The sequence below is a fragment of the Pseudoflavonifractor capillosus genome (assembly GCF_016899775.1).
Taxonomy (GTDB): Bacteria; Bacillota; Clostridia; order Oscillospirales; family Oscillospiraceae; genus Lawsonibacter.
Genome location: NZ_JACJJE010000004.1, coordinates 80948 through 97938 on the forward strand (window position 1 = coordinate 80948; position 16991 = coordinate 97938).

Here is a 16991-nt window from a genome sequence, read left to right on the forward strand (position 1 = left end):
CAGGATGGAAAGGAAGAAGAAAATTTTATGAGTGCACTGAAAAAAGTGGATTGGAAGCGGACCGCTTCCGCCTATTTCTGGATCACGGTGGGGTCGATCCTGTACGGCTTTGCCTTTGACTGGTTCTATACCCCCAACCTCATCGGCTATGGCGGCATTACCGGCGTGGGCCAGGTGGTCAACGCCTTTATCCCCGCCATCCCCATCGGTATGTTTGTGCTGGTCATCAACATCCCCCTGTTTATCCTGGGGTGGAAGTTCATCGGCGGCCATCTGCTGGTCACCTCCCTGTACTCCATGGTGGTGTCCTCTGTGGCGGTGGACGCCTTTGCCCTGATCATCGACTTTCAGCCCATGGACCAGATGCTGGCCGCGGTGTGCGGCGGCGCGCTGATCGGGCTGTCCCTGGGCATCATCTTTGCCAAAGGGGCCACCACCGGCGGCACCGATCTGATCGCCCGGCTGGTGAAGCTGAAGCTGCCCTGGATTTCCATGGGGAATATGCTGCTGGTCATCGACACGGCGGTGGTGGTGCTGGTGGCCCTGGCCTTCGGCAACCTGACCACCGCTCTGTACGGCTTCATTGCCCAGGTGGTGTGCGCCTATGTCACCGACATGGTGCTCTACGGCCTGGACACCGCCAAGGTGGCCTACATCATCAGCGAGAAGGCCCATGAGATCTCCGACTCCATTGTGGGCCAGATGGACCGGGGCGTCACCGTCCTGCCGGGAAAGGGCGCCTACTCGGGGGAGAACAAGCTGGTGCTCATGTGCGCCTTCAAGCAGAAGGAGATCGTGAATCTGAAGGAGATCATCTTTGAGATCGACCCCAAGGCATTCATCATTGTGTGCGACGCCCACGAGGTGACGGGCAACGGCTTCAAGACCTATCAGAAGAACGACATCTGATCCCCTCCCTGAAAGGAGCGCGGGGACGGAACCGGACGGAGGAAGGAGGACCCTGGGATGAAACGATGGCTCTGCGGCGCGCTGGCCGCCCTGATGGCGCTGACCACCGGGTGCTCCGCCATCCTGAATCGGGACTACACCAGCGTGACGCCCCACAGCGCCACGCCGCAGGCCGATGGGGAGAGCAACACCATCCGGGTGGGGAGCTATCAGGAGCTGGTGAACGCCCTGATCTACCTCATCGGCCGGGGAACCGAGGGGGGAGCCATCCGCTTTGACGGCGGGGACAGCGACGAGACGGCGATCCAGCAGATGCTGGACGAGGCCTGTCTGGAGGTGGTCCAGGAGGACCCCCTGGGGGCCTATGCGGTGGAGTACATCAAGTACAGCGTCACCCCCATCGTGGGCAGCTATGAGGCGAATGTACAGATCACCTACCGCCGCACCCGGGAGCAGGTGGCTGCCATTGTGGACGCCACCGGCACCGCCGCCATCCGCAGCGAGCTCAGCGAGGCCCTCTCGGACTTCTCCAGCGAAGTGGTGCTGCGCATCAGCTACTTTGAGGAGGACAGCGAGTACATCCGGCAGCTGATGCGGGAGGCATACCTGTCCAATCCGGCCTCCGCCCTGGATTTCCCGGACGCCCAGATCACCATGTACCCGGAGACGGGACAGCGGCGGATCGTGGAGGTGCTGCTCACCTACCACCAGTCCCGCCAGACCCTGGAGAGCCGGCGCAACTCCCTTCAGCGGGAGGCGGACCGCCTGCTGACCCAGGCGGGCGTCCAGGAGGATGTGCTCTCCCAGCTGGTCCGGCTGGTGCGCCAGACCTGCTCCTATCAGGAGGGGGGCGGCTCCACCGCCTACGACGCGCTGCTGGAGGGGACGGCCGACAGCCAGGGGATGGCCCTGGCCCTGGCCCTGCTGTGCCAGAGGACCCAGCCCGCCCTCTCCTGCACGGTGGTGGACGGCCAGTGGAACGGGGTTTCCCACCTGTGGAATGTGGTCCAGACCGCCGGCGGCTACCGGCACGTGGATCTGACCCAGTCGGGGGAGGTCGTCTTCCGCACCGACCAGGAGATGGCCGAGGCAGGCTATACCTGGGACAGCGAGCGGGTGCCGGTGTGCGCGGCGGAAGAAGAGACGTAACAATCATAAAAATAGGAGTTCCTGAGACAGGAACTCCTCAGGCTGTCAAAAAAGTCCAAGGACTTTTCCGACAGCCTGAAAAATGCCGTTACTTTCCCGCCGTTCAACGGCGGAAAAGTCCTCGCTGCGCTCGCTGAACGCCTTGCCCTGCAAGGCATTCAGGGCATTTGATCCCACTCGAGGCGGGCTGCCGCCCCCTCGAGCTCCCCCGCCAATACTCGGGCGGATTCGTCTAAACAGAGGTTTTTCGACAAACTGAGGAGTTCCTGAAACAGGAACTCCTATTTTTTACGGTATAAAAGCAATTACCCCACGCTGATGCCCATGCGTCGGGCCACCTCCAGCATGCCGTGGCCCTCGGGGACCAGGCGGCTCTTGCCGGCGATGTCCTTGAGCTTGTTCTCGCCCACGTGGTTGTTTTTCATGGCCACGGTGATGCCGTAGTTGCCGTCCTCCACCATCTTGGCGGCGTAGGAGCCGAACTGGGTGGCCAGCACCCGGTCGTAGGGAGAGGGGCTGCCGCCCCGCTGCATGTGGCCGGGGACGCAGATACGGGTCTCGATGCCGGTGAGCTCCTCGATCTCCTTGGCGATGCGGTTGGTGGCGGTGGTGTAGCCCTGCTCGGCCCGCTTGGCCATCCGCTCCTTCTTCTTCATGCGGGCCTCTTTCACATCGTAGACCCCCTCGGCCACCGCCAGAATGGAGAAGCGCTTGCCCTGGGCGGCCCGCTTCTCAATGGCGGCGCACACGTTCTCAATGGAGTAGGGCAGCTCGGGAATGAGGATGATGTCCGCCCCGCCGGCGATGCCCGCGTAGAGGGTGAGCCAGCCGGCCTTGTTGCCCATAAGCTCCACCACCATGCAGCGGCTGTGGCTGCCGGCGGTGGTGTGCACCCGGTCGATGGCCTCGGTGGCGATCTCCATGGCGGAGTGGAAGCCGAAGGTCACGTCGGTGCCGAAGATGTCGTTGTCGATGGTCTTGGGCAGGCCGATGATGTTCAGCCCCTCCTCGGCGAGCAGGTTGGCCGTCTTATGGGTGCCGTTGCCCCCCAGGCACAGGAGGCAGTCCAGCTTCATCTCGGCGTAGTTCTTCTTCATGGCCTCCACCTTGTCGATGTGGTCCTCGCCCACCACCCGCATGAGCTTGAAGGGGGTGCGCTTGGTGCCCAGGATGGTGCCGCCCACCGTCAGGATGCCGGAGAACTCGCTGGGCTGCATCACCCGCCAGTCCCCGTTGATCAGGCCGGAGTAGCCGTTGGAGATGCCGATGATCTCCACATGGTCCTCGCCCAGGCGCTGATAGAGGGCCTTGGCCACCCCCCGCAGAGTGGCGTTCAGCCCCGGGCAGTCGCCCCCCGAGGTCAGGATACCCACACGTTTTTTCATACTGAATGCTGCCTCCTTTGTGTCAAATGATCGGTCCAGAACAAAAGTATGGACCTTTCCCGGGATTTGTCAAGAGAAAAGAGGAAAAATCCCCCTCTTTTTTTCCGGGGGCAGGCATACACTGGACAGGAGAAGGTGCGAAAGGGAGAGAGGGGGACGGGCTGTGTCGGAGCTATGGCGCATGGAGGGGGGCGGGACCCTCTCCCTGCGGGAGGAGGGGCCCAGGGTCCATCTGGAGGCGGCGCGGCCGGACGACGGCCGGGGGCTGTACAAGGCCTGGGTCCGGGGGCGGCAGGGGAGCCTGCTGCTGGGCACCCTTGTGCCGGAGGCGGGCGGGCTCCGGCTGAGGCGGACGGTGAGCCGCTCCAGCCTGGAGCAGGCGGGGTGTTGGCCGGTGACGGGGGGAAACTGCGTGCTCACCTACCCCTTTCCCGGAGCGGAGGGGGCGGGGAGCGCCTGGGCCCCAGAGTCCCGCCCGGAGCGGCTGTGCCGGGACCCCCTGGTGAAGGAGAGCCTGCGGGGCCGTTCCGGCTTTTGCGCGCGAAAAGATGGGGCGCTGTGCCTGCTGTCCGCGCCCTTCCGGCCGGAACGGCCCTTTCCCATTCCGGTTTTATTCTGTCTGGCCAGGGTGGAGCACCGGGGCGGGCGGCCCTGGCTGGTGTGGGCCTTCGACCTGGAGGGAACGCCCGTCCTGCCCCGCATAGAACCGCCGGAGGGGGGACATACTGAGGGGGCAGACTGAAGAAAGCCTGATTGACGCCATAAGGAGGAGATACCATGCCGATTTTGACCACCAAGGAGCTGCAGGCCCTGTCCGACCAGCTGGATTTTGAGAAGGTGCTCCACTGCAAGTATCTGTCCGCCGTCCAGGAGTGCCAGGACGACGGGCTGAAGGGAAAGCTCCAGAGCATGGCGGACCAGCACCGTCAGAACTACACCACCCTGCTGGGCTATTTGAAATAAGGAGGGGAACGGGATGACCGATCAGGAGCGCATCACCGATTTTCTGTGCAGCGAGAAGAAGATGGCCGCCAACTATGACACCTTCGCCTCGGAGTGTGTCAGCATTCCCCTGCGGGACGAGTTCCTCCGCCTCTTCAACCAGAGCCACCACAGCCAGACCGAGCTCTTCCAGTTGGCCCAGGAGCGGGGATGGTACAGCCCCGAGCAGGCCCAGACCGACAAGATCGACCAGGCCTATACCAAGTATTCCAATCAGCAGCCCACCGCATGAGCGGCAGAAAACAGCGACGGGACGCGGCAGACGGCCGCGTCCCGTCAACTTGTCGAACAGCCTGTGCGGAACAGAATCTGTTTGAGCATGGGCGGGGGAGCTCGAGGGGGCAGCCGCCCGCCTCGAATGGGATTGAATGCGCCGGGAGTCTTGCTGCGCAAGGCTCTCGGCGCGCGAAGCGCGGACTTTTGCGCTGCACAGCGGCGCAAAAGTAACGGCATTTTTGCAGGCTGTCGGAAAAGTCCCTGGACTTTTCCGACAGCCTGACGGGACGCGGCAGACGGCCGCGTCCTGTTTTTTGCGCGGGCGGACCTTTCCTGGAAAAATCTCATTTCCGGGCTACTCTTTTCCACCCAATGCAGGTATAATAGGAAACAAAACAGGAGCCTGCCGGGATCGGCGGGGCAGACACATAGAAGGGAGAGCGGGAACCCATGGAAGTACGCAGTGAGGTCCGGGCGGTCTATCCGGAGATCCAGGCCATTCGGCATAAGCTACACCGATGCCCGGAGCTGGGGCACCGGGAGGTGGAGACCACCCGGCTCATCCGGGCCTGCCTGGAGGAATACGGGGCGGAGGTGCTGGACTACGGCTTCCCCACCGGGCTGGCGGCCCGGATTCGGGGCGGACACCCCGGGAAGCTGCTGGCCCTGCGGGAGGACATCGACGCCCTGCCCATCCTGGAGAATACCGGGCTGCCCTTTGCCTCCCAGACGCCGGGGGTGTGCCACGCCTGCGGCCACGACGTCCATACCGCCGCCCTGCTGGGCTGCGCCAAGCTGCTGGCCCGGCACCGGGAGGAGCTGTGGGGAGACGTGCTGCTGATCTTCCAGTGCGGGGAGGAGACCTTTGACGGGGCGGCCGCCATGCTGAGCCAGGGCCTGTTCCGGGATGGAACGCCTGACGCGGTGGTGGGCTTCCACTGCGCCCCCGACCTGCCCCTGGGGACCATCTCCATCCGGGAGGGGATCGCCAACGCCAGCTGCGACAGCATCCGCCTGGAGGTGACGGGGAAGGGGGGCCACGGCGCCCACCCGGAGCTGTGCGTGGACCCGGTGGTCCTCAGCGCCGGGCTGCTGATGCAGCTCCAGACCCTGGTCAGCCGGAACAACAACCCCACCGACCCGGTGGTGCTCACCTTTGGAGAGATCCACGGCGGCACCGCCCCCAATATTATTCCCAATACCGTCACCCTCCGGGGGACCCTGCGCACCCTGGACAACCAGGTGCGGCGTCAGCACCTGGAGGCCATCGCCCGGATCGGGGAGGACTTCTGCCGGACCTTCGGCGGGAGCTGCACGGCGGCGGTGGAGCTGGGCGTCCCCCCGCTGGTCACCGACCCGGAGAGCTGCCGGCTGCTGCACCGGGCGGCGGACCGGGTGCTGGGACCGGACTGCGTGGAGACGGGCCGGGCCCCGTCCATGGGGTCGGACGACTTCTCCTGCCTGCTGGAGGAGTGCGGAAACCGGGGAGTGCAGTTCCAGCTTGGCACCGCCCAGGAGGGGCTTCCCCAGAGCGGCCTGGGGCTCCATGTGGCGGAGAACATCTTCCCCGACGAGGCGCTGCTCCCGGGGATTGCCCTGCTGACCCAGTTCGCTCTGGACGATCTGTCGCCAAACAGGTGAGAAGGCCCTTTTCAAGATAAGCAGTGATAGTCTAAACTCTGGTGGTTTTACCAAATAGCAGGGCTTAACAGAGAGAGGCACGGGGAAGTAATTTATTGTGCTTTGAGAAAAACGTTTTGATATTGTGTTGTAATTTGAATCACGGTTGGTGTGATGATACATGAATAGTCTAATTGAGAGTATTAAAATGATAATGCAGCAAAAAGGCATTCAACCGAGAAAAGCGGTTGAAATAAGCGCCATAAAAGATGCGGAATCAAAATTACAAATAACATTTCCAAGTGAGTATGTTAAATTCCTTACAGAAGTTGGAGACGGTTGGGACAGGTATTTTAATAATAACCATTGGTATCCAGAAATGAAGTCTTTTAGAACCGTAATTGATGATAATGAATTTTTGGCCAAAGAATTTTTATATACGGAACCTTGGATCTGGGAAGATAATGATACAAATCCCCTGCCCAATGAATCAGATGAGGAATGGAATCAAAGAGTCGATCGCCTACTTCTACCAGTTCAATATGGAAATATAGCGCTTATCTGTACAGGAGATGGAGGAAGTTTAAACCTAATTCTGACAGGAAATGAAAGAGGTAATATGTGGTTTTTTTCTGATATAGGAATATTTCCTTGTTATGCGCCTAATACATTTCTTAAATTTGTGGAATCTTGGTTAACTGGAAAACAAATTTATTGATTTTACGGAAACTGGGTGTCATAGTTTAGAAGTTATGGCAACACCTCATAATGAAGAAAAGTAGAGCTTACAAAAGGAGAAACGGGAAGAAGTAATTTATGTTTTAACAGCTTGCGTAATAGGTGCTGTAATCATTTGCTACGTACCTTATTTCTTTCACTTGCTCTTAAATTGAGCGGAAAGGAGCGAACCACCAAAACAAGGGCAGGAGCAAAAGCCGCACGCACTTTGAATCAGCAGTTAGATTTTCCATTAAAACGACGGAAATTTTTAAGCTTCACGGCAATCCCAACGTTTTTTTAGATGGGAGGGTAAGGACCGGGGCTTGCAAGGGACTGGAAAATCCGATATAATAAACAGGCATGATAAAAAATCCCCGCAGAAAAGAGGAACTGCTGTGAAATTAGGAATCGGTGGATAATCGGCCTTTTCATATCTCAATACACCTTCATAAAGCTCAATATTTCCCATATTTACGAACTTTTCCGTTACATAAGTCCATGCATCTACATATACTTTCATGACAAATTGGTGCGGAATTGGTGCGGAGTGTGGGTATCAACATTCGGGAAGCGGGTTCATCACGACAGATTATTTGTTAAAAATGAAAGCTGTAAGGAGATTAACGCTGTGAACCATTTACTATCCTGTGAATTCAATATCGACACTGCTTGTGTCGAGTTAAAATATGTCGATGGCAGCATGATTTCCATTGATACCATCGCCATGGAGAATGAAGTGGCCGACAATATGTATGAACGCTCTGAGCTGGACTGGCTGCTTTATAACGCTCCTGCTGAGTATGCGGACCTGGTACTGAACGGTGATCCCGTAAAATATCTGAAAACTGTGACCGTATATAAACCATTTGAGAATTGATAGATAAGACAAGACGGGTAACTTCTTCTGGACCTACGAGCGGATCTCACCGCAAAAGCTGCGGTTCACCGCGACCTACTTCCCCGGAGCCTCGGAATTTGACCCCCAGCCCAGCGAAAAGCAACTGGAAAAAGAGGAACTCATTGCCCGCGACGGGTGGAGACGGTATGTCTTTTGTTCAAACTTAATTCAAAGGAACATATCGAGGTCGAGTTGGATATGGACGAGCTGGATCTGACAACAGTGGAGAGCAAGGCCACTTATGAAGAAATCAAGGAGTATGTGCCGGAAAAGTACGGCCTGAAGGTGTCCAGCCTGTATATCTCACAGATCAAGCGAAAGTGCGGTCTGGATATTGGCCAAAACTATAATCTATCGAAGAAGGAAGATGCCAAAGTGCCGCAGTGCCCGCTGGAAAAAGAAGCGGCGATTATGGATGCACTAAAGCATTTTAAAATGATTTAGCAGGCGCTAAATAATAGATTCAATATAAAATCGACAATACTCCGCCCAAAGTATACTTTGGGCGGAGTATTGTTTAGGATATAGAATCTATTTCTGTTTGAATTGCGGACAAAAAGGCTTCTAATAGCTTTTGTTGAATCACAAACCGTTGTTCTTCAAAGTCGGTAACGCCAGCTGTATCCTCGTTCCAAAATTCTTTATACTTCTTAGCGACATCGGGGTTTAGTTCTAGGTGGTCGCTAGAATGGCGATAAACCTTTATTCGATGTAGTACGTCAAACAAAGCCGGATATGTTGACTTGATTTCATTCCAGAAATATTTCTTTTTCCCCAATGATTTGCCGTATTTTTCGATTGACTCAACGAAGCAACGATTACAAATATTGAAGAAATTTTCAAATTCTGGCTCGTTAGACACTGGTCCTACATTTACGAATCTATCTGCCTCGGGGAAAGAGTTTTCGCCAAAAAGTTTGCACGTTCCTGCATTAGATATTGCTGTTTCCAGTTGACGCAAATCACGTATAATTGACTTCACACGCTGTGCGACCCATTGATTTCGTTTTTCAAGAGGAACAATTCGATATAGGGTTGTTCTCTTTTCCCTCTTGGCTAATTCCATAGCTACGTATCTGCCAGCCACAGGCATTTTAACATATGGCAACTTTCCATTCTCACGACCAACTAAGCCATAACTGTACAGATGTTTTGTATACTCTGTAATTGCAGATAACTCCACAAAATCCGATGTTTGTCCAGAAGCTAGCAACTCAAACATCTCATACTCTTCAGGGTAGAATTTTTGGATTTCTGAGACAATATGACGGAAATAGTAAGCTAATTCTACATCAATATCATCTTGTAGCTTTTTTAAGTTATCTGCCGTAACCGTAATGGGGCGTTTATCTGGATCATTATATTGACGATTAATGTAGCTACACGCTAGGCGCAGAAGCATAGGATGTCCATTAAATTGATCGTATAAAAGTTTCACGGAATCAAATTCAAATTTGATACCCATTCTGCGCCCTAAAGTCCGAATCATAGTTCTCGCTTCATCTTCAGATAATCCATGTAAATACTCCGATTGCACTATACTAAATAGCGGATTTTGAACGCCATTAACTGTATCGATTTCTGTAACACTTGGGTTAACACCAGATAATATGAACACCAGATTCCGATGAAGGCTTTGAACAGACCAAATTGTTTGCCAAAAGTCTATAAATTCCGTCTTCCAGTGTTCATCAAGCGGAGATTTGAACGAAATATATTCGATTTCGTCAAACATAATAATAATCTTTTTGTTCTTGTCTGATGCTGTTTTCACAACATATCGAAAACTCTTAATGATGTTTTGTTCATCATATTCTTTTCTAATGCGTATTTTTAATCGTTTGGCTATATTGCTACATATTTCTCCAAGGAGTTCGTTCCAGTGAAGTTTTCTGTATGATGGAGACTTACAATCATAAAAAAATACAAACCCAAGATGCTGTTCCCGAATAATTCGATCAATCTTAAACAAAAAGGATGTTTTACCTGTTTTGCGTAGCCCAAAGATACCTCGGTTTTCGCATCGGCGAATCGCATCAATGTATCGTGCAGCAATTTGGTGCCGCCCAAAAAAGGAAGCCTCGTCTCTAATCGGAAGAGTATAGCCAAACAAATCTACGTCATAAAAGTTTTTCGTTAAGATTTTTCTAACATACCAGTTATCGCTAGTACTTGAAATTAAATCAGAATATAAAAAGGGAACTAGCGAACGAGATTTTTCCTCAGAAAAAGACATTATTCCTGCATAATTTTGTATTGCAGGATCTTTGGAAACCATAAAAAAGTTAAGTGTATCTATTCGGTTCATGTATGGGAACATTTTAAACAGCATATTTGCAGCCTGTAGAGCGCGTGGCTCTAAAGTATCAAAAGGCGAATATACTAATAAAATTTCTTTCTCCAGGCCAAAAGCTTCTTTCATAAAGTCTTCTGGCTTTATCATATATGAAAAGATTGTAGTGTTATTAATGGACTTCACTTCTGCATAATTTATGTCGAAACCGTTTAGGAAAGGCTTCAGGATACTTTCTTGCTCAGGATGTTCGGCCAGAAAGAGATTCATTATTTCTGATTTAATGGTTCCCATTATTTAAACCTCCAACATATATTTTGGGGTGTTACAATCCCTTCACAATCTCCATAAACCGCTCCATAGAATACGCTCCCGGATAGTCTGGCTGCTTGGTCTCAAACACCATGTAATACTTGTACTGTTTTCCGGCCAGCTTTGCCCACTGGTCACCGATTTTGGCTTTCTCCTTGGACTCATCATTATCCAGGTGATCTCCCTTGGTCTCCACCATCAGTATCTTTCCACTGTGGAGCATCACGATGATATCAGGGTAAGCATGAACGGGGCCGTTAATCTGGAAGCCCAGTCTGGAGATATTGCGGTGCCACCACTTGACGTTACCCATTTCTGACAGTGCCCACACCACCTTGAACTCGTACTCGTTCATATCTTCTTCGGCGGTATAGAGCGATTTCGGCACCATCGAGGTAAATGCCGTTGGGGAGATCACCGCTGGCAGCGCATAGTTGGGCAGGCAGGAAATCTTGTCCTGCTCTAGCCAGGTATCAAAGACGCCGGAGCGATGCTGGGCAATCAGCTCCTTCACTTTCCCCTGGATTTTTACGACATAAGGATACGGCGACTGCTCCAGCTCGGAGAGCTGATCTTCGCTCATGGTACCGATCACCCGGTCGATGTACTCATCCAGCTCCCGGTCGTTAACGCAGTTCATCTTGGACAGCTTTTGCTTGATAATGCCCTTACACAGAGAAAGCCGTTTTTCCGAGGGCTGGGTGTTGAACCACTCTCGGAAAAAGGCGCTGTCGCCGCCGGACAGACGCCACGCCTTTGCGGTGCTGTCTTTGCTGTCGTCTACATCCACCCGTGCCATCTCAGCGTTGACCGTAGTGAAATCTACATGAGCATCTTTGTCCCGCAGAGAGAAGCCACCCTCCAAGTGCTCCAGTTCCAGGGTTTCGTGGGCTTCCGAAAACAGGCTGGGGCCAGTCTCCAGCATAAACTGGGGGAAGCGCACGGCAGAGGCTTCGTCTGCAAATTCCTCATTCATTCGGAACTGATTCATTTTGTCGCGCACCTCCGATGGAGCCTGGCTCAAAGCGGTGTTGTCAGCCTGGCTGATCTCATCCTCATAGGTTTTGTTCTGTTGCAGGGCCTGTGACAGCATGGGGTCGGACTGCATCGTTCCATCCTGCACAGATTGCTCCGCCTCCTGTGTGGCCGCTTCAAAACGTGCCTTCAAATCCGAGCCGTCTACCTCCGGCAGATCCGGTTCGTCAGCGGGAGGGGTTACAATGGGAAGCTGCTCTGTCTCTGTGGTGGCAGGTACCATAACGGGCACGTCCACATCCTGTGCCCGGTAGTCACGGCTGCTGAAACCGGCGCTGTTCAGCCCGGCCACGACCTTCTCCAGTGTCTGGTGGAAGTCTGCGGAAGATGTGATGACATAGGAAAGATTCAGCACTTCACTGCCGTTCTTCTGCGTGTAGGGCAGCCGAAGCACACGGCCCAAAATCTGCTCCACATCCACAGTAGAAGTGCGGTTTGCCACCGTAGCCAGTACATAGGCAAAGGGGCAATCCCAGCCCTCCTTCAGAGCATTGACGGTGATGATGTACCGGATGGGGCAGTCCGGGGACAGCAAGTCCACATTTTTCAGCTCGTCCTTATCGCCGGTTTTGATGGCGATTTCCTTTTCAGGAATACCGCCGTCCACCAGCGTTTTTTTGATTTTTTCGTATGTGGTGCTGTCCGCATTGTTGCGGGGCTGGGCCTGGAACAGAACGATGGGGCGAATATAGCGCCCACTGGTTTTCTGCTCCCGCTTAGCCTGTGCCTCCAGTTTGGCACGAATGGCGATAGCATCCCCATACACATCAGCCTGAGATTTACGGTTATAGACGATTACCGGTAGCTTGACCATGTTGGCCTTTTTCAGCCGTGCAGCGTCCACAAAAGAGATGATATTGCTTTTCTTCTTGGGGGTGGCAGTCAGGTCAAACACAAAGCTGGGGTTGAAGTTTTGCAGCATTTCCACGCTCAAATCCGAAGTGGCATGGTGGCTCTCGTCCACGATGACCACCGGATTCAGATAGCGGATCACCTGGATCAACGCCGTCTCATCAGTATCGGACAGCAAGACCGCCGGATCGTCCATCCACTTGGCAAATTCGGCCAGATAACCATTCTCCTGATAGGCTTTGCGGCCTTCCTTTTTGCTGGTACGGAAGGAATCATAGCTGAGCACAAACAAGGAAAGCTGTTCTGTCACAGCAGAGGGGGTAAAGTTCTGCCCCATGAGGGCCTGCTCCTTGGAGTACACCTGTACTCGCCCGCCAAAATCCACATCCAGCCGCTGGCGGTAGGGATGGTCTGGATTTTCCAGCGCCTTACGGGTCTGGGTCAGAATGGCCTCAGAGGGCACCAGCCATACAACGGCCTTGGCCCGGCGCTGGGGCATGGCGTCAAAAATGGTCCGCAGAGAACTGGCGGCGATATAGGTCTTGCCGCCGCCGGTGGGCACCTTGGCACACACATGGGGCATACCGGGAAGTACATTCACATAATTCGGCATACCGCCGAAGCCCACCAGAACATTCTTTTCGTTCCAGAGGGCCTGATACGCCTTTGCCGGGCTTTGTAGCTCCACCACCAGCTCCAGGTAGCGTGCAAGATCGGCAATGACTTCTTTCTGATAAGATTTCAGTTCCATTTCTTCACGCTCCTTTACAGCCGGGCAATGTCCCGAGGGATTTTCTTAAAGGTGATGTTGTGGCGGCGTAGCGTCTCCTGCGAGATGGCGCACAGGTCAGCATAGATGGTGTAGCCCTCGGCTTTGGTCTGAATAGTAGCTAAAAAGGCGTGATCCAGCGTAGTGACACTTTCCCGCTCATAATAGAAGTAATAGGCGGTGTTGCGGCACAGGCCCATGAAGTAGGGCTCGTCCGTGGGCTGTTCGGCGGGCAGGGGCTCTTTAGTCTCCATATAGTAGACGTATTCCCGGATTTTCTGTGGGCCTACTTCTTCGTTGAGGTTGCCATCTGGCAGCAGAAGCACAGGCCCCAGCTCATAGTAGCTGAAATTGCCGCCGGTGCCTTCCACAGCTTTTTTGTCCTCTCCATAGCCGTCAATCACCCGCTTGACACGCTCGGCGGTAATGCTGTCGGCGTAGTCCATCATTTCCACCAGGATGAATTTACGGTTGCCGCCGTCGGTCTTGTTCATGTTCAGAACCGCATGGGCAGTGGTGCCAGAACCAGCAAAGGAGTCGAGAATGATGGAATCAGGATCAGCGGCAATTTGAAGTATGCGCTCTATTAAGCGCGTAGGCTTTGGAGTGGTAAATATTTCAGATTCATGCTCAAAGATTCTTCGGATTTCTTGTTTTGCATCTGCATTCTGGCCTGCATCTTTATACGACCACAACGTTGTGGGAACTACACCCTGCTTAGCTTCAGAAAGGAATTTTTTAATTCTTGGAACGCTGTCTCCATTTTTTCCCCACCAAATTCGCTTGTCAGCATCAAGTGCTAAAAATGTTTCTTGTGACACTCTCCAATAAGTGCCCGAAGGCGGCAAAAATTTCTTTCCTGAAGGTGAAATGATTTCATAACTTCCTTGAGCATAATAGTTTCTTGCTTGAACTGCATTAGTAGTCCAAACACCTCTAGGGTCATTATCAGGATTGGTGTAACTATTATCAAGATCTACCGTTCTTGGAAGCAAGTTCCGGTGAAATTGAGACTTATTTTTTGAATAGACAATTATATAGTCGTGCATCCCGGAAAAATACTGTGCTGAATTCTTAACGGTATATATTTTTTGCCAAATGATCGTATCAATAAAGTTGTTGTCGCCATAGATTTCATTACAAATCATCTTAAGACTTGCATTTTCATCATCGCCAATACTGATAAAAATAGCCCCATCCTCCGCTAACAGCCTCTGTAACAGCTTCAAACGGGGGTACATCATGCACAGCCACTTATCGTGCCGGGAAAGGTCCTCGCCCTCTTTGCCAACCACTTCTCCCAGCCACCTTTTGATCTTGGGGTCATTGACGTTATCGTTGTATACCCATCCCTCGTTGCCGGTGTTGTAGGGAGGATCAATATAAATGCACTTCACTTTGCCCTCGTACCGGGGCAGCAGGGCTTTCAGCGCCTCCAGATTGTCGCCGTGGATAATCATGTTTTCGCTGCCGTTGTCCTCGGCGTGCTGTCCAGCTTCATCATAGCTGTACTGGCGCTCCAGCACCCGGTAGGGCACTTCTTGGTAGTGGTTTACCACCTTATCTTTTCCAATCCATTCAAGTGTTGGCATGGGGATTGTCCTCCTGTCGGTTTGGTGCTTGATTGGCTGCGTTAGTATTTATCATTTGAGCAAACGCACCAGCTACCTTTGCAAGCTCTGTCTGTCCTTTTTGGATGATCTGTGGCTGATCCATTGCCTCCATCATCCCTTTCGGAATATAAGGATTCTGAATGGTTTCCCATGTGATTTTATCCTTATATCCAAGAGAAATAGCCATTTTCTCAAGTAATTTATCTTGTGCTTGCTGCATTTGCTTTAACTGTATTTCATCTGGGTCCTTGACACAAAGAGCATGATAATATTCACTCCAAGCCTGTCGAACATTTTTATCATCCGAAAAAACAATATCAATAATGTTCATGGCTCGTGTACCTTCAACGGACCAGCCGATTCTGTTCATCATCATCGTCTTAAACACGTCCATTTTATCTTTTCGTTTTGCTGAAACATTTTGCAAATGCTGACCAATTATCACGGCTATTATGGGAATCAGGATAAGTGCAAGCAAGTTCAAAATGGCAGTTACAATTTCAAATGGAGTCATAGATCTCCCTCTCTTTCTATCTTGTTATGGAGCATCAGGAAAAATATCCACAATATCTCCTACATTGACTTTTAACACACCACAAATTTTTCCGAGTGTTTCTAGGGTCACTTCTTCATCGCGGTTTAGTTTTGTCATCGTATTGGGAGCGATTCCAGCCGCTCGGCGTAAGTCTGCCTTGCTCATTTTGCGATCAATGAGCAGTTTCCAGAGCTTATTGTAAGAGATGGCCATATGGGTACCTCCGGTCAGAGAATTCGACTGTTTTATTATACCAGATATAGGGGTTTGGGACAATCGGTTTTCGCACTCCAATACGAAAATCTCCAACCAAGACCGCGGGTTCTGCAAGGCTTCCGCGTATTCTTTGCCCAGCCGCCGCTGAACAAAAACAGGCACAGAAATCTACCCGCTATCCGGGCAAATCTCTGTGCCTGTTTTACTTGTTCGGGCAGGAGCGTATCCAGCGTGCGGGAGCAGGATGGATAGCCACTGCACGGACAAGCAGGGAGTCCAGAGGGACGCCGTCACTTTGGCTCTGGGTTTCCAATAGGGGCGAGCAGCATCCCTGTTGGCACACGATTTTCCGTAGGAAAGTCTAGTGTGTTATACCTTTGCTTCCGGCTGACGCCGGGAAGGGGCTGGTTGCGGCATCTGCAATCCGGGCAGATGGACGGTAGACAGACGCTTCCCGGTGGCAGTAGGGCAGGCGAATTTTGTACACCCATGGACAAAATCAGGATTTGCACAGCGGGCAAAATCCGACTGACCGAAAAAGGAAGCGGAGGTATATCAACTCCCGTCCCGCCGCAGTGACCGCACCCTCGTTAGTCTACTTCTCCCTTGGATTTCTCACGGCTCTTATAGACATTGTACTGGTTCTTGCACCGTGGGCTGCAAAAAGCGGCGTTGGACCGGCTGCCCAGGAACACCTTCTGACAATGCTTACACAGGCGCAGGGGCTGGTCATTGTCCACCAGCATGAAGCTGAACATCATCTGGATACCCAGCAGCAGCGAATGAAAGTCCCAATAAATGGTTGGCTTATCCAGCAGCTCGATGTGGTAGCTGGGGGCGATCCCGCCGAAGGCAGCCATAGCCTTGCGGTACAGTCCCCGTGCATCTTCATCTATGGAGTCATAATCATTGTAGTAGAGGATGGACGTGGACAGGGTGAATGCCCAATCCTTGAACTGCTGGGCAACCCAGTCATAGGGTTCCGCATACGCCCTCTGGAAGCTCATGTTTTTCGCCATCGGCTCATCCATGAAGGTCATGGTCAGGGCAACCATCGTCCGGTCGCCGGACACATTCCATGTGGATTCAATGCCCTTCTTCACCACATCCAGCTGGTCGAAGGGGTAAAAGAGGGACAGATATTGGTCTGTCGCCATGGATTCTTCCTTGATGAAATGGTTTTTCGGCAGGTACACCGCCTCGTAGTCCATAAAGGTCGGTGTGGTAGGCAGAGCGGTCATCAGCCCCAGCAGGCCGTACCGGGTGACAAACTCCATCACCGCCTTTTCCACTTCTGCCTCTGGTTTACGCCCCATCAGCAGCATCCCCACATTCAATGCATCCAGCACAATGTTCGGGACCTCTTTCAGCGGATTGTAGACATCCGGCTTTGCGTTTTTGCCGGGGGTGATGTACCGCTTGCCATCTTCCGCTGTTTTCAGCTCATAATGATCGTAGCGCACCCAA

Annotated in this window: 16 protein-coding genes; 9 read left to right on the forward strand and 7 right to left on the reverse strand. The window is 52.9% G+C overall.

The features are described from left to right. Positions 1–27: 27 nt before the first annotated feature. Positions 28–909, forward strand: coding sequence for a YitT family protein (locus H6B31_RS02345; protein ID WP_191342695.1), 882 nt, complete (start codon positions 28–30; stop codon positions 907–909). 57 nt (positions 910–966) lie between these two features. Then, positions 967–2058 carry a hypothetical protein gene (locus H6B31_RS02350; protein WP_204897025.1) on the forward strand — a complete coding sequence of 364 codons (1092 nt, stop codon included), beginning with the start codon at positions 967–969 and terminating at the stop codon, positions 2056–2058. A gap of 305 nt (positions 2059–2363) precedes the next feature. Here H6B31_RS02350 and H6B31_RS02355 read toward each other — a convergent pair whose 3' ends face one another. After that, a complete protein-coding gene (locus tag H6B31_RS02355; RefSeq protein ID WP_204897026.1) occupies positions 2364–3443 on the reverse strand; it encodes a 6-phosphofructokinase in 1080 nt (359 codons plus the stop codon). A 163-nt stretch (positions 3444–3606) separates the two neighbouring features. On the opposite strand from H6B31_RS02355, the gene H6B31_RS02360 reads away from it, so the two are divergent. From H6B31_RS02360 to H6B31_RS02390, 7 genes are all read left to right on the forward strand, one after another. After that, entirely contained in the window at positions 3607–4185 is a 579-nt protein-coding gene (locus H6B31_RS02360; protein ID WP_204897027.1) for a hypothetical protein, read from the forward strand. A 35-nt stretch (positions 4186–4220) separates the two neighbouring features. Continuing rightward, positions 4221–4406 (forward strand): hypothetical protein, encoded by a 186-nt coding sequence (locus H6B31_RS02365; RefSeq protein WP_087287636.1) that lies wholly within the window; start codon positions 4221–4223, stop codon positions 4404–4406. A gap of 13 nt (positions 4407–4419) precedes the next feature. Then, positions 4420–4677 carry a spore coat protein gene (locus H6B31_RS02370; protein WP_191346274.1) on the forward strand — a complete coding sequence of 86 codons (258 nt, stop codon included), beginning with the start codon at positions 4420–4422 and terminating at the stop codon, positions 4675–4677. Positions 4678–5111: 434 nt separating this feature from the next. Continuing rightward, positions 5112–6302 (forward strand): M20 metallopeptidase family protein, encoded by a 1191-nt coding sequence (locus H6B31_RS02375; RefSeq protein ID WP_204897028.1) that lies wholly within the window; start codon positions 5112–5114, stop codon positions 6300–6302. Positions 6303–6462: 160 nt separating this feature from the next. Further along, entirely contained in the window at positions 6463–6999 is a 537-nt protein-coding gene (locus H6B31_RS02380; protein ID WP_204897029.1) for an SMI1/KNR4 family protein, read from the forward strand. A 630-nt stretch (positions 7000–7629) separates the two neighbouring features. Further along, positions 7630–7878 (forward strand): DUF6061 family protein, encoded by a 249-nt coding sequence (locus H6B31_RS02385; RefSeq protein ID WP_204897030.1) that lies wholly within the window; start codon positions 7630–7632, stop codon positions 7876–7878. Between the two features lie 219 nt (positions 7879–8097). Further along, entirely contained in the window at positions 8098–8343 is a 246-nt protein-coding gene (locus H6B31_RS02390; RefSeq protein ID WP_346014026.1) for a 23S rRNA methyltransferase, read from the forward strand. A 73-nt stretch (positions 8344–8416) separates the two neighbouring features. Here H6B31_RS02390 and H6B31_RS02395 read toward each other — a convergent pair whose 3' ends face one another. From H6B31_RS02395 to H6B31_RS02420, 6 genes are all read right to left on the reverse strand, one after another. After that, positions 8417–10486: an ATP-binding protein gene (locus H6B31_RS02395; RefSeq protein ID WP_204897031.1), complete on the reverse strand. Its 2070-nt coding sequence runs from the start codon at positions 10484–10486 to the stop codon at positions 8417–8419. A gap of 31 nt (positions 10487–10517) precedes the next feature. After that, on the reverse strand, positions 10518–13142 hold the full coding sequence (locus H6B31_RS02400) for a DEAD/DEAH box helicase (RefSeq protein ID WP_204897032.1): 2625 nt from the start codon (positions 13140–13142) through the stop codon (positions 10518–10520). A 14-nt stretch (positions 13143–13156) separates the two neighbouring features. Further along, positions 13157–14752 (reverse strand): site-specific DNA-methyltransferase, encoded by a 1596-nt coding sequence (locus H6B31_RS02405; protein WP_204897033.1) that lies wholly within the window; start codon positions 14750–14752, stop codon positions 13157–13159. Continuing rightward, positions 14739–15287 (reverse strand): DUF6680 family protein, encoded by a 549-nt coding sequence (locus H6B31_RS02410; protein WP_204897034.1) that lies wholly within the window; start codon positions 15285–15287, stop codon positions 14739–14741. Before H6B31_RS02410 ends, H6B31_RS02405 begins: the two co-directional genes overlap by 14 nt. Positions 15288–15311: 24 nt before the next feature. Then, complete coding sequence (locus H6B31_RS02415; RefSeq protein ID WP_138303342.1) at positions 15312–15521, reverse strand: helix-turn-helix domain-containing protein; 210 nt, start codon at positions 15519–15521, stop codon at positions 15312–15314. A gap of 593 nt (positions 15522–16114) precedes the next feature. Further along, a complete protein-coding gene (locus H6B31_RS02420; RefSeq protein ID WP_430691860.1) occupies positions 16115–16987 on the reverse strand; it encodes a recombination protein NinG in 873 nt (290 codons plus the stop codon). Between the last annotated feature and the right edge of the window lie 4 nt (positions 16988–16991).

Bases quoted from the DNA above. Each gene is read 5' to 3' on its own strand.
- H6B31_RS02365 (WP_087287636.1), top strand. From the start codon at position 4,221: ATGCCGATTTTGACCACCAAGGAGCTGCAGGCCCTGTCCGACCAGCTG.
- H6B31_RS02395 (WP_204897031.1), bottom strand. From the start codon at position 10,486: ATGGGAACCATTAAATCAGAAATAATGAATCTCTTTCTGGCCGAACAT.
- H6B31_RS02375 (WP_204897028.1), top strand. From the start codon at position 5,112: ATGGAAGTACGCAGTGAGGTCCGGGCGGTCTATCCGGAGATCCAGGCC.
- H6B31_RS02390 (WP_346014026.1), top strand. From the start codon at position 8,098: ATGGACGAGCTGGATCTGACAACAGTGGAGAGCAAGGCCACTTATGAA.
- H6B31_RS02370 (WP_191346274.1), top strand. From the start codon at position 4,420: ATGACCGATCAGGAGCGCATCACCGATTTTCTGTGCAGCGAGAAGAAG.
- H6B31_RS02405 (WP_204897033.1), bottom strand. From the start codon at position 14,752: ATGCCAACACTTGAATGGATTGGAAAAGATAAGGTGGTAAACCACTAC.
- H6B31_RS02345 (WP_191342695.1), top strand. From the start codon at position 28: ATGAGTGCACTGAAAAAAGTGGATTGGAAGCGGACCGCTTCCGCCTAT.
- H6B31_RS02355 (WP_204897026.1), bottom strand. From the start codon at position 3,443: ATGAAAAAACGTGTGGGTATCCTGACCTCGGGGGGCGACTGCCCGGGG.
- H6B31_RS02415 (WP_138303342.1), bottom strand. From the start codon at position 15,521: ATGGCCATCTCTTACAATAAGCTCTGGAAACTGCTCATTGATCGCAAA.
- H6B31_RS02410 (WP_204897034.1), bottom strand. From the start codon at position 15,287: ATGACTCCATTTGAAATTGTAACTGCCATTTTGAACTTGCTTGCACTT.
- H6B31_RS02400 (WP_204897032.1), bottom strand. From the start codon at position 13,142: ATGGAACTGAAATCTTATCAGAAAGAAGTCATTGCCGATCTTGCACGC.
- H6B31_RS02350 (WP_204897025.1), top strand. From the start codon at position 967: ATGAAACGATGGCTCTGCGGCGCGCTGGCCGCCCTGATGGCGCTGACC.
- H6B31_RS02380 (WP_204897029.1), top strand. From the start codon at position 6,463: ATGAATAGTCTAATTGAGAGTATTAAAATGATAATGCAGCAAAAAGGC.